Origin of the sequence: Providencia sp. PROV261, assembly GCF_028477945.1 — a bacterium.
Taxonomy (GTDB): Bacteria; Pseudomonadota; Gammaproteobacteria; order Enterobacterales; family Enterobacteriaceae; genus Providencia; species Providencia stuartii.
This window is the reverse complement of the sequence record NZ_JAMPMC010000003.1, coordinates 25488-38781: the sequence shown is the minus strand read 5'-3', so window position 1 is coordinate 38781 and position 13294 is coordinate 25488. Positions and strand designations below refer to the sequence as shown.

Here is a 13294-nt window from a genome sequence, read left to right as displayed (position 1 = left end):
TTATGATTTGTTTTTAGGTATTTTAGCAGTAAATACGTCTATTTTTCATTGGTTGTATTTATTCTGTTTTAATGGCTAAGCGTAAAATCGTTTCGCGTTATTTAAAGACAAAATTAGCCAATTCCTATAACATTCTTTTCGAAATTAAATACAATTAATATTCAATATAATAAAAAATGATTGTTATCCATGTGGTTACTTAAGGTGGATTTATGGCAAAGAAAAGAGTGAAAGCTCTGCAACTTTCGGTAATTTGTGGGCTGTTGTCGATACAACTTCCTGTATTTTCAGCGCAAGACAATGGGCTAATTTTGACAGAAGAAGCGCCATTGCAGCAAGAGGTGGTGGCAACCCCTGTGGCGACTATCACACCAACTGAAAGTTTAGCGCAAATTACGGGAGCATTACCTGCCGATATAAAACCTGTTTTTTCTTCACAACTCGCGAAGATTTATGCAGATCGGCAGATGAAACTGTTATGGCAAGATGAAACGGCTATCGAACAGTTTCAGCAACAACTGGCGGAGCTGGCACTTTCAGGGGTACAACCTCAATTTAATGAGTGGTTAGCCGCCCTTGAACATGTTCAGTTGAGCGAATTAGGCCGTGATGTGATTTTGTCTGATGCCATGTTGGGTTATCTACAATATCTTTCTGGTGTTTCAGCTAATGGACAATTTTGGCTATACCGGAAACAGCCTTACAAAATAGTGGCACCTACGGCAGAGCAAATGAAGCCATGGTTGGATGCCGCCGCCGAAAACCGCCTTAATGAATGGGTCAAATTACAAGCGCCTCAACATTCCCTGTATCAGCCTATGCGCGAAGAAATGTTGAAGCAACTAAAAATGGATGACGATGGGTTGGCTTTAGTGGATACCAAAACCCTAAAACCGGGTCAATCGAGTGATGATGTTATCGCTTTACGTGAGATCTTGTATCGCCAAGGGCTACTTGATGAAACGGCGATTAATACAGAGTTAGATGCCGCAGCGCCAGATGCAGAAATCGCCAAAGCGACCGCACAAGCGCGTTTGTACAGTGATGAGCTAGTTGAAGCTGTCAAAAAATTTCAACAGCGCTACGGCTTGGAAGCTGACGGTATGGTGGGGAAAGGCACCAAAGTTTGGCTGAATATGAAACCTCAGCAAAAAGCAGGGCTAATGGCGTTGAATATTCAACGCTTACGTATTATTCCTGAAAATAATGGCACTGGGATCTTGGTGAATATCCCTGCATTTTCATTAAATTTCTTCCTAAATGATGAAGTGATTTTAGATTCGAAAGTGATTGTTGGTCGGCCTGATCGTAAAACGCCAATAATGAGCAGTGCATTAAATAATGTGGTGATCAATCCACCTTGGAGCGTGCCTACCAGCATGGCTCGTAAAGACATTGCACCAAGAGGGAAGCAGGATCCTAGCTATTTTAGCCGCAAAGGTTACACGGTCTATTCCGGATGGGGGGAAGACTCCTTTGAGATTGATCCCTACTCCATCAATTGGGATGTTATCACTCCAGCGAATTTTCCTTATCGGATCCGCCAAGCACCGGGGCCGACCAACTCATTAGGTCGTTATAAATTTAATATGCCAAGTTCGGATGCAATCTACCTGCATGATACACCGAACCACAGCTTATTTAATCGGAGTGCACGTGCTATCAGTTCAGGGTGCGTACGGGTAAATAAAGCCAGCGAATTAGCCAGTATCTTGTTAGGTGATGCAGGGTGGGAGCAAAAGCGTATTGATGGTGCAGTAAAAGCAGGAAGTACGCGTTATGTGAATATTCCGGATAGGATACCCGTTTATCTTTATTATCAAACGGCGTGGGTAGACAAAGAGCAACAGCCTCAGTACCGCGCTGATATTTACCAATATGATAATAGTATCAATAATGCTGAAAAATATTTACCCGTAATAAAAAACATCTTACATTAAATGTGATATCAGGGAGGTTTCCTCCCTGATATTTCTATTATCACTAATAATTAGTTGATAGTGGGTTACACTTAAGTATCAAAACCTATATTTTCAATGATTACTCAATAACAAGAAGATATTCTGTTTATTATGAGTGACCAAGTTCACTCTTTTGGCGTAAATATGCCAAATTTGCGCTTATTTACTTATTTCTTTACATTTTTATACATTAAAGTTAAATATCATTTGTTAGACTGAACAATAGTATAAATTTTGTTCCTATACTCTCTCATTCGAGATGCAGCTAGGCGCGCAATGAAGTGATTCGAAAGAAGTTAGCCGCTAAGTTGTAGCTCGAACGGCTGGGTATGTTTAACCCATTGAAATTTGAGTTACCATCTATGGATATTATCGACCAAAATCGCCGCAAGTGGTTAGGTGCTGGTGCAGCCGCTTTTGGGCTGAGTTTATTGCCTAGCCATGTTTTTGCTGCTATGACGACGCCTAAACCAAAAATTTTGCGTTTTCAAAACCTCAATACTGGGGAATTTTTAAAAACAGAGTTTTTTGATGGACGCCATTATAACAAATCTGAGTTAGCTCGATTAAATCACTTATTCCGTGATTACCGTTGCGATAAAGTCAAAACCATTGATCCTAAGTTATTCGACCAAATTTATATGTTACAGGTTATGTTAGGGTCGAATAAGCCTATTCAATTGATTTCAGGTTACCGTTCACTTGAAACAAATAATGCCTTGCGCCGTAGCAGCTCGGGGGTGGCGAAAAAGAGTTACCATACTCGTGGACAAGCAATGGACTTCCATATCGAAGGGATACAATTGAGCCATATCCGTAAAGCGGCACTGAAAATGAGAGCTGGCGGCGTTGGTTATTATCCAAAAAGTAATTTCATCCATATTGATACAGGTCCGGCAAGAACATGGTAATCTGTACCTATGCTCAGCGTACTTCAAGTCACCGCACTCGCAGGGATTACTTTGCCTTGCGCTGTTTCTTGAAGTATTTAGGGTATAAATAAAACAGATTACGGAGCGATTGCTTAATGAACTATATGATTATCCCAGTCACCCCTTTTCAGCAAAATTGTCAGGTGATTTGGGATGAAAATACGATGGAAGCAGTGATAGTCGATCCCGGTGGTGAAGCTGAAAAACTCATTGCCGCTATCGAAGAGCGTGGTTTAAAACTCACTAAAATTCTGCTCACACATGGGCATGCTGATCATATCGGTGCAACGGCTATCATTTCTAAGCACTTTTCAGCCCCTATTTATGGCCCACAAAAAGAAGATGCTTTTTGGATTGAAGCGCTAGCAGAGCAACATGCGATGTTTAATATTGAAGGTGGTCCTAGCTTCACCCCTGACTATTGGTTAGAAGAGGGGCAGACTGTTCATTGTGGAACGATGGCCTTTGATGTATTGCATTGCCCCGGTCATACCCCTGGCCACATTATTTTTGTTAACCATGCAGATAAACTTATCTCAATGGGGGATGTGCTATTTAAAGGGGGGGTAGGGCGCAGTGATTTCCCTCGTGGAGACCATCAGGCGTTGATTGCTTCAATCAAAAACAAGGTTCTGCCTTTAGGGGATGACTATCAGTTTATCCCAGGCCACGGGCCAATGTCAGATCTTGGTCATGAGCGCAAAACCAATCCATTTTTGCAGGATGATCTTCCTGTTTGGTGATGACGACTTAATCACCATCTAAGCTTGCTTTCACCCTATGAAGCCATGCCACAACCTGTTGGGACATGGCTATTTCTGTGATTTTATCGAGCTAGTTTTCTGTTATTTAAAAAGAAAAAACGCCTCTCATAATTTATTGAGAGGCGTTCTATTATTGTAAAAACTTTATCGTGTTAAGCCATTACAGCACTTTTACGATGGCTTCACACAGTGGCACCATGTTTTCCAGCGTTAAACCTGCGACGTTGATACGCCCAGAGCTAACTGCATAGATACCAAATTCGCTACGTAAGCGCTCTACCTGCTCTTTATTGAGGCCACTGAAGGAGAACATACCATTTTGGTTGATAATGAAGCTGAAGTCCTGTTTAGCGCCTTTTTCTTCCAGTGTATTCACCAGCAACTGACGCATACGTTTAATACGCTCACGCATTGAGGTCAGCTCTTGGATCCACTCTGCTTTTAATGCGTCATCAGAAAGAATGGTCGTAACCACGGCTGCACCGTGTGCTGGTGGGTTTGAGTAGTTAGCACGGATAACCGCTTTTGCTTGGCTAAACGCACGCTCTGCATTATCGCTATCTTTCGCAATAATGGTGCAGGCACCGACACGCTCATTATATAAGCCGAAGTTCTTAGAGTAAGAGCTGGCGACGATCATTTCTGGGTTTTGTTGGGTAAAGATACGCAGCCCTTCAGCATCCTCATCTAACCCTTTAGCAAAGCCTTGATAAGCGAAGTCAAATACTGGCAGTAAACCTTTCTCCGCGCATAGGGCAGAGAGTTTAGCCCATTGCTCAGCTGTTGGGTCGATACCTGTTGGGTTATGGCAGCAGCCATGCAGAACGATAACATCACCGGCTACCGCAGAAGATAAGCTGTTGAGCATACCATCAAAGTCCATACCATGACTTGCGGCATCATAGTAGTTGTAAGTCAACACTTCTAAGCCAGCGGCTTCAAAAATATTTTTGTGGTTTGGCCATGTTGGATTGCTTATCCAAACACGTTTAGCATTGGTTTGACTAGCGATAAAGTCAGCGGCAATACGTAGGGCACCCGTACCTCCAGGCGCTTGTGCAGTACGAGCGCGTTTAGAGGTGACAATTTCATGCTCTTTACCAAATAACAGCTCTTGGGTGACACGACCAAATTCTGGCATCCCACTGATGGCAAGATAGTTTTTGGTATTTTCGTTTTCAAGCAGGAATTTCTCTGCTTTTTTTACAGTGTCTAAAACAGGGGTTTTACCAGACTCGTCTTTGTAGACGCCGATACCGAGGTTAATTTTGTTTTCACGAGGATCAGCACGGAAACTATCAGCAAGGCCTAAAATAGGGTCAGCAGGGGCAGCAGTAATTTTTTCAAACATGTTGTCGATTCCAAAGCTCAGTTGTTAAGCCGAAAATGTTGAGTGCTCAGGTTAACGCGCAGAAAACAATTTGCCAACCGTTTTACTAAAAATTGGCAAGATCTTGTGATGCAGGTATAAATTGCATGGGATATGACCATTAATCGCACAAAATACAGCGGTTTTCACTTACTTCCCCACAGATTAACTTAAGAATTGATTTTTATGCGAGATTTAATGGCTTAGCGGTAACTAAAAGGAGGAAAGACAATAGATTGTACAAGCTCGCTATACAGACGAAAAAAGCAACGCCGAAGCGTTGCTTTTCAAAACAGATTTCACTGTTGTCTGAATTATTGTTTAAACAATAATTAGAACTGGTAAACCAGACCCAGACCCAGAACGTTATCAGTGTTGATACCGTTGTCACGAGTGAACTCGTTGTCTTTCAGCAGGTTGATTTTGTAATCAACAACTGCAGACATGTTTTTGTTGAAGTAGTAGTAAGAACCTACAGAAACATATTTAACGAGGTCTTTGTTACCCCAAGCACCTAGGTCTTTACCTTTAGATTGGTTATAACCAATAGATGGTTTCAGACCGAAGTCGAATAGGTATTGAGCAACTAATTCAACGTTTTCAGTTTTGTTAGCGATACCATCGTCACCATAGCGAGTCATGTTCAGTGTTTGACCGTACATAGCGGCTAAGTAAACGTTGTTAGCGTCGAATTTACCACCAACGTTCCAAGCTTGCGCTTTTTGACCACCAGCTGCCTTGTCTTTTTGCTGAGCTGGAGTACGAGAAGAGTTAGAGTAACCACCACCCAGTGTTACACCCCAACCTAGCTCATAAGCAGTTGAGAAACCGAAACCGTCACCGTTGTCTTTACGAACGCCAGCGGTAGATTTGTTGTTGTCGCCGTTTTTGCCTTGATATTGCAGTGCGAAGCTCAGGCCATCAACATAACCGAACGCGTTGTTGTTACGGTAAGTTAACAGGTTACGGTTACGGCTAGTCATGAAGTTGTCAGACTGAGCCATGGTGTCTGCACCCCACAGTGGGAATACGTCAGTCCATGCGTTCGTGTCATAAACAACACCGTAGTTACGGCCGTAATCGATTGAACCGAAGTCAGCGAATTTCAAACCAGCATATGCTAAACGGTTTTTGTTTTCGTTGTTGTCTTCAGCTTTGTTAGTCTTAGTTTCCCACTCAAAACGACCAAAACCAGTCAGTTGATCAGTGATTTGAGTATCACCTTTAACACCTAAACGAACGCGTGAATCGTCGCCATCTTCACTTTTTTCGTCATTCTTTTTGTCTGCGTCAGCAAAATAGTGACGAACGTCAACTTTACCGTAAACGTCTAGTTTGTTGCCGTCTTTGTTGTATACTTCAGCTGCGTTTGCTGCGCCTGCAGCCAACAGAGCTGGGATAACCATTGCAAGAATATTGCGTTTCATCATTATTATTACCCTCATTGGTGTTATTCGGACACCTGCCACTGCCAAAAATAATTCTCAAAAAAATTTGGAACTATTTATGAGAGATTAGTGTCGTCTATGTCGGCGTCCAGTGTTCCATTGGTAAATAAATTTATCTACCCTCAAAGTGCTACAAAAATAAAGATTCTGAAACAAATGGTAACAAGGTGTTTCAAAATGTAAAAAATAGAGTGAAAAATAACCACAGGTATGACCAGTTTAAAAATAATTACAAAATTTAGGGAACTTTTTTAAAGGTCAAATTGAACTTTTTTTGAACAGCTTAGATAAATATAAGTGATAGATTTGCTTATAGAGAAAACAAAAAACGATGAAAAAAGCGGAATTTTCCGATCTAAGCTAAATCAATTTAAAAAGGGTGCAGAAATTGTGCTCAGTTGGTAACGCTGTGATGTATTTCGCAAATCGACTAAAAAGAATGACGGTGATAAAAAATATCGAGCCATGATAGGCTCGATATTGGAAGCTTATTTGGAAAAGCTGTAGTGATTAGAATGCCGCATTGCGTGGTGTACGTGGGAATGGGATCACTTCACGGACGTTACCGACACCTGTTACATAAGCCACTAAGCGCTCGAACCCGAGGCCAAAGCCTGAGTGAGGCACGGTACCGTAACGACGTAGGTCACGATACCACCAGTAATCTTCTTTGTTCATTCCAAGCTCTTCAAGACGCGCGTCTAACATATCAAGGCGCTCTTCACGTTGTGAACCACCGATGATTTCACCAATACCGGGGGCGAGTACATCCATTGCTGCCACTGTCTTGCCATCTTCGTTAAGGCGCATATAGAAAGCTTTAATGTCCTTAGGATAGTTTTTAACAACCACAGGTGCTTTGAAATGTTGCTCAGCCAAATAGCGCTCATGCTCAGAAGACATATCAACCCCCCAGTAAACGGGGTTTTCAAATTTCTTACCGCAGGTTTCAAGGATCTTGATTGCGTCAGTGTAATCAACTTGAGCGAAATCTGAATTAACGAAGCTTTCAAGGCGGTTGATAACCTCTTTGTCGACACGTTGAGCGAAGAACTCAAGGTCATCGCGGCGCTCATCCAGCGCAGCTTTAAAGACAAACTTCAACATTTGCTCAGCAAGACCCGCAACATCGTCTAGGCTAGCAAAGGCCACTTCTGGCTCTACCATCCAGAACTCCGCTAAGTGGCGGCTGGTGTTTGAGTTCTCTGCACGGAATGTTGGGCCAAAGGTATAGACTTTGCTTAATGCGGTGGCATAAGCTTCGCCGTTTAATTGACCGGATACGGTTAAGAAGGATTCACGACCAAAGAAGTCTTCACTGAAATCCACTTCGCCTTTGTCGTTACGTGGCAGGTTGTTGTAATCCAGTGTAGAAACACGGAACATTTCACCTGCACCCTCGGTATCTGAAGCTGTAATAATTGGGGTAGAAACCCAAAAATAGCCTTGCTCATCAAAGAAACGATGCAGCGCTTGGGCGAGGGTATGGCGAACACGAGCTACCGCACCAATTAAGTTGGTACGAGGACGCAAGTGTGCGACTTCACGTAAGTACTCAACGCTATGACGTTTTGCAGCCATAGGGTAAGTATCCGGATCTTCAACCCAACCAACAACGTTAACGGCTGTTGCTTCTAATTCGAAAGATTGGCCTTGGCCCGGTGACTCTTTCACGATCCCCGTGACTTCAACAGAACAGCCTGTCGTCAAATGCAGGACTTCGTCGTTATAATTAGGTAAATTATTATTGATGACAGCCTGTAATGGGTTAAAGCAGGAACCGTCATAAACGGCGAGGAAAGAAAAACCAGCATTTGAATCTCTCCTTGTACGTACCCAGCCTTGAACGGTGACTTCAGAGCCAACCGCCACACGGCCTTGCAGTACATCGACTACAGGCGCTACGATCATAAAAATTACTCTCTTTTATATAAACGAAATTAACGATGACATTTTCACTGGGCTAAATAAGCCATTTTTCATCTTATAGACCAATGAAAGTATTTGTTTTCCCGAAATTCTCTATTTCAAGGTTAAAGTTCTATGTTACTTGCCGTGAGGCAGGAAACAAGTAAAAAATCGATACTTTTGTACCAAAAAGTGCAATAGCCTCTAGCTATAACCTAGTTGGGGTTAGAATAGCAAGCAAATATATTATTAAGCGACAAGTTATCGTGTTATTGCGTACGCTGAAAGGGGAATTGGTGTGATACCTATTCCCATTAAGGTATCACACAGTGCATCGCCAAATTAGCAAGCCTTTTCCATTTTAGGAAGATCGAACGCTTTGCGAAGCTGATTAACGAACTCATCGTCTTCACAAATGGTTTTACCCGGACTATCGGATAATTTCGCGACGGGTTTGCCGTTGCATTCAACCAATTTGATCACAATATTCAGAGGTACGACACCGGGAATATTGCAAGTGAGCCTTGTGCCAATCCCAAACACAAGGTTAATGCGTTTATGGAAATAGCGATACAGCTCTAATGATTTTTGTAAGTCGAGACTATCTGAGAACACGAGCGTCTTAGTCATTGGGTCAATGCCTAATTTCTCATAGTGCGCAATGGCCTTCTCTCCCCATTCAATAGGATCCCCTGAATCGTGGCGTAATCCTTGGTAGCGCTTCGCAAAGTTATCATCGAAATCACGCAAAAATGCATCCATCGTGATACAGTCCGTTAATGCAATGCCAAGTTGGTCGGGGTATTCGTCAAGCCAACTTTGGAGTGCAGCACGTTGGCTATTGGCTAACTCAGGGCTAATTTGTTGGTGCGCTTGGAACCATTCATGGGCTTGGGTGCCGACGGGGGCTAGCCCTAATTTATGTGCCAGTTTGTAATTACTTGTGCCCACAAGGTAAGGGAACTCCTCTTTAAGCAAGGAGACGATAGCAGATTGGACATCATAGGAAAAACGGCGGCGCGTGCCGAAATCCATGAGTTTAAAGCGGCTAAGGTCGATATGGTTTTCGGCCGCTTGATCATAAAATACCGTCAGTAATTTTTTCAACTGAGTAACGGCATCTTCTTGGGTCACCTGTGGATGCCTATCGCGTTGAACTATTTCACTGATCAAGGCGAGGAGGGGAACTTCCCACATAATCACTTCGCACCATGGGCCACTAATACGAATTGCGAGCTGCCCATCATCCGCAGTGGTGATATTGACCTGTTCAGGTTTAAAGCGAAACGTTTTTAGCCATGCAAGATAATCGTCTTTGAAAAAAGGAAGCTCTTTTAAATAGTTGGCCTCATCATCGGTGAGTGAAAGGTGAGCCATCAATTGGACTTGCTGGCGGATTTCATCGGCATAGGCACCTAGAATTTCACGACTACGACAGCGGAACTCGGCGACAACCGGTACTTGGCTGTAATGGTGAAATACGGCCTGCTGCATATGAAGCTTATAAGCATCAGTGTCAAGCAGTGATGTAATAATAGGGGTAGCGTCTAAATTCATGGCGCGCAGGCGTCCTCGCGGAGCTATCTACTTATTAGCTAAATCGTTAAAGTTGGAAAAGTATACTCACTTTGACAGAAGATAGAAGCCTTATTGCATCACTCTTGTGTCTGTGAGCATTTCCAATATTTATTTATACTCATCACATTTCGAGTTGTCGCCTTATCGGTGACGGTTATGGCCTATTTGCCATGGCTCTCGAATGATTTAGAGTATACGTCATTGACCAGAATGGCACATTAGCGATTAGAGTTGATTAACAAGCGTTAATATACTCATTGCCAGTCATTGAGCATGAAACGATACTAACACGTAATTTTCTATTTAACAGCGTTATAGCATCAACGAACAAACCAATTGTTAACATTTATCGATACTGATAGTCATAAATCGTTAACATAGTATGATGAGAGTGTTTCTCATATAGCATTTATGTTGCAGCAGCGTATAGTAATATAAAGAAGAATTGGTAAACGACTATATCGAATTAACGAATAAAAAAGGTTTCATATGACCCAATTGCGACAAGCGAAATATCGTCAGGACTACCAAGCACCTGATTATACTATCTCTGAAATTGATCTTGATTTTATCCTCGATCCCGCAAAAACCGTCGTGACGGCAATTAGCCAAGTCAAACGCCTTAACCCAGCCTCATCTACACTGGAACTGCATGGTGAAGACCTTAAATTGGTCTCTATTGAAGTGGATGGTCAGCCTTGGACTGATTATAAAGAGCAAGATGGTAAGCTGATATTGGCATCATTGCCTGAGGCTTTCACATTACGCATAGTGAATGAAATCAGCCCTGAAAAAAACACAGCATTAGAAGGCCTATATGTTTCAGGGGATGCATTATGCACTCAATGTGAAGCAGAAGGTTTCCGCCATATTACTTATTATCAGGATAGGCCGGATGTGTTAGCGCGTTATACGACGACAATTACCGCCGATAAACAGCGCTATCCTTACTTGCTATCGAATGGTAACCGTATTGCCGAAGGGACACTCGATGATGGGCGCCATTGGGTGAAATGGCAAGATCCGTTCCCTAAACCAAGTTACCTATTTGCGTTAGTTGCGGGGGATTTTGATGTTCTTCGCGACACTTTCGTGACGCGCACAGGCCGCGAGGTCGCATTAGAGTTGTTTGTTGATAAAGGCAACCTTGATCGTGCACCATGGGCGATGCAATCCCTAAAAAATGCCATGAAATGGGATGAAGATCGCTTTGGTCTTGAATATGACCTTGATATCTACATGATAGTGGCGGTTGATTTCTTTAATATGGGCGCGATGGAGAATAAAGGGCTGAATGTCTTTAACTCAAAATATGTGCTCGCTAAAAATGAAACCGCAACCGATAAAGACTACTTAAATATAGAATCTGTTATCGGTCATGAATATTTCCATAACTGGACAGGTAACCGTATCACTTGTCGCGATTGGTTCCAACTGAGCCTAAAAGAAGGTTTGACCGTTTTCCGTGATCAGGAGTTCAGTTCAGATCTTGGCTCTCGCTCTGTCAATCGCATTAATAATGTCAAAGTGATGCGTGCGGCTCAGTTTGCTGAAGATGCAAGCCCAATGGCTCATCCAATTCGCCCTGAAAAAGTGATCGAGATGAATAACTTCTATACGCTAACGGTCTATGAAAAAGGGGCTGAAGTTATTCGTATGATCCATACTCTGCTAGGGGAAGAAATGTTCCAAGCGGGTATGCAACTGTATATTCATCGTCATGATGGCAGCGCCGCAACCTGTGATGACTTTGTGCAAGCGATGGAAGATGCTTCGAATGTGGATCTTTCGTTATTCCGTCGTTGGTACAGTCAATCGGGGACACCTGTATTAACGGTTCGTGATGAGTACTTCCCTGAAAAGCAACAGTATGTGCTGCATGTGAGCCAAATGACACCTCCGACCGCGGATCAGTCAGAAAAGCAGCCGTTACACATTCCACTCGATATTGAGTTGTATGGTGAAGATGGGGCCGTTATTCCTCTGCAATATCTTGGCAGTAGCGTAAACTCTGTATTGAATGTTACGCAAGCATCACAAACATTCACTTTTGATAATGTGCCAAGCCGCCCTGTGCCATCATTACTACGTGAATTTTCTGCGCCAGTTAAATTGGACTATCCATACAGTGATGAGCAACTCGCTTTTCTGATGCAGTATGCAAGTAATGAGTTCTCACGTTGGGATGCGGCTCAGCAACTGATCGGTAACTATGTGAAGATCAACGTTGCGAACTATCAGGCGGGCAACGCGCTCGTTCTCCCTGAGCATGTGATTGATGCATTCCGAGCAGTGTTACTTAATGACACCATCGATCCAGCACTCGCGGCACTGATTTTGACTCTGCCTTCTGAAAATGAGATGGCAGAATTTTTCCAAACTATCGACCCTGATGCCATCCATCATGTTGCTAACTTTATCGCTCATCAACTGGCGACAGCAATGGCTGATGAATTCCTCGCGGTTTATCAATCGATTAAAATTGATGGCTACCGTGTTGACCACGGCGATATTGCGAAACGTTCATTACGTAACGTGTGTTTACAGTATATTGCAGCAGGCGATGATCAAGCACTCGCAGACAAATTAGTGTCAGAACAATTCAAATCGGCCGATAATATGACCGACTCTTTAGCCGCATTAACGGCGGCGAGTGAGTCTCAGTTACCGTGCCTAGAGTCATTAATGACGGCCTTTGATGAGCGTTGGCACCACGATGGCCTAGTGATGGATAAATGGTTTACATTGCAAGGTACTAGCCCTGCTCCGGATGTCTTGCAGAAAGTACGTAGCTTGCTGAATCACCGTTCATTTAGTATGAGCAACCCAAATCGTGTGCGTTCTTTGGTTGGGGCGTTTACCTCCGGTAACCCGTCAGCTTTCCATGCGAAAGATGGTAGCGGCTATCAATTCCTGTATGAGATCCTCGTGGATTTAAATACACGTAACCCACAGGTCGCATCGCGATTGATTGAACCGTTGATCCGTTTGAAACGTTTTGACGATAAACGCCAAGGCCTGATGCGCAATACGTTAGAGCAACTCAAAGCGTTGGATAACCTTTCAGGTGATCTGTTCGAAAAAGTGACGAAAGCGCTCGAAAGCTAAGTTCTTTACTGATATTAGCTGTGTTGTTAGCCCTTGAACGTCGTTTCAAGGGCTTTTTCTTTTAAATCAGGCAATCATATTAGGTTGTATGCGGTGTTATTCCATTGACAGCAACGGTTCAATTGCCGATTAAGGCAACTTTGGTTTGCAAGTAGCGAATAAATGAATTTTTTATAGAAAAAAAGGCGTAAAATAGGGTAATCTATGTCGCGTTTTATCGGATGAA

Annotated in this window: 8 protein-coding genes; 4 read left to right on the top strand and 4 right to left on the bottom strand. The window is 42.9% G+C overall.

Annotated features, from left to right (window positions below; translation table 11 throughout):
* Positions 1–212 precede the first annotated feature (212 nt).
* From ldtD to PR675_RS00645, 3 genes are all read left to right on the top strand, one after another.
* A complete protein-coding gene (gene ldtD, locus PR675_RS00655) occupies positions 213–1940 on the top strand; it encodes a L,D-transpeptidase (protein WP_060560701.1) in 1728 nt (575 codons plus the stop codon).
* Between the two features lie 383 nt (positions 1941–2323).
* Positions 2324–2872, top strand: coding sequence for a YcbK family protein (locus tag PR675_RS00650; protein ID WP_014657936.1), 549 nt, complete (start codon positions 2324–2326; stop codon positions 2870–2872).
* Between the two features lie 116 nt (positions 2873–2988).
* Complete coding sequence (locus PR675_RS00645; protein ID WP_004918165.1) at positions 2989–3636, top strand: MBL fold metallo-hydrolase; 648 nt, start codon at positions 2989–2991, stop codon at positions 3634–3636.
* A 181-nt stretch (positions 3637–3817) separates the two neighbouring features.
* On the opposite strand, the gene PR675_RS00640 is transcribed toward PR675_RS00645, so the two are convergent.
* The 4 genes from PR675_RS00640 to pncB form a co-directional block, all read right to left on the bottom strand.
* Complete coding sequence (locus tag PR675_RS00640) at positions 3818–5008, bottom strand: amino acid aminotransferase (protein ID WP_004918170.1); 1191 nt, start codon at positions 5006–5008, stop codon at positions 3818–3820.
* Between the two features lie 350 nt (positions 5009–5358).
* Positions 5359–6456 carry a porin gene (locus tag PR675_RS00635; RefSeq protein ID WP_272582650.1) on the bottom strand — a complete coding sequence of 366 codons (1098 nt, stop codon included), beginning with the start codon at positions 6454–6456 and terminating at the stop codon, positions 5359–5361.
* A gap of 528 nt (positions 6457–6984) precedes the next feature.
* Entirely contained in the window at positions 6985–8385 is a 1401-nt protein-coding gene (gene asnS, locus PR675_RS00630; RefSeq protein WP_004918174.1) for an asparagine--tRNA ligase, read from the bottom strand.
* Positions 8386–8724: 339 nt separating this feature from the next.
* A complete protein-coding gene (gene pncB, locus PR675_RS00625) occupies positions 8725–9939 on the bottom strand; it encodes a nicotinate phosphoribosyltransferase (protein WP_004918176.1) in 1215 nt (404 codons plus the stop codon).
* A 510-nt stretch (positions 9940–10449) separates the two neighbouring features.
* Here pncB and pepN point away from each other — a divergent pair.
* On the top strand, positions 10450–13068 hold the full coding sequence (gene pepN / locus PR675_RS00620; RefSeq protein WP_060560703.1) for an aminopeptidase N: 2619 nt from the start codon (positions 10450–10452) through the stop codon (positions 13066–13068).
* Positions 13069–13294 lie beyond the last annotated feature (226 nt).

Bases quoted from the DNA above. Each gene is read 5' to 3' on its own strand.
- ldtD (WP_060560701.1), top strand. From the start codon at position 213: ATGGCAAAGAAAAGAGTGAAAGCTCTGCAACTTTCGGTAATTTGTGGG.
- PR675_RS00650 (WP_014657936.1), top strand. From the start codon at position 2,324: ATGGATATTATCGACCAAAATCGCCGCAAGTGGTTAGGTGCTGGTGCA.
- PR675_RS00645 (WP_004918165.1), top strand. From the start codon at position 2,989: ATGAACTATATGATTATCCCAGTCACCCCTTTTCAGCAAAATTGTCAG.
- PR675_RS00640 (WP_004918170.1), bottom strand. From the start codon at position 5,008: ATGTTTGAAAAAATTACTGCTGCCCCTGCTGACCCTATTTTAGGCCTT.
- PR675_RS00635 (WP_272582650.1), bottom strand. From the start codon at position 6,456: ATGATGAAACGCAATATTCTTGCAATGGTTATCCCAGCTCTGTTGGCT.
- asnS (WP_004918174.1), bottom strand. From the start codon at position 8,385: ATGATCGTAGCGCCTGTAGTCGATGTACTGCAAGGCCGTGTGGCGGTT.
- pncB (WP_004918176.1), bottom strand. From the start codon at position 9,939: ATGAATTTAGACGCTACCCCTATTATTACATCACTGCTTGACACTGAT.
- pepN (WP_060560703.1), top strand. From the start codon at position 10,450: ATGACCCAATTGCGACAAGCGAAATATCGTCAGGACTACCAAGCACCT.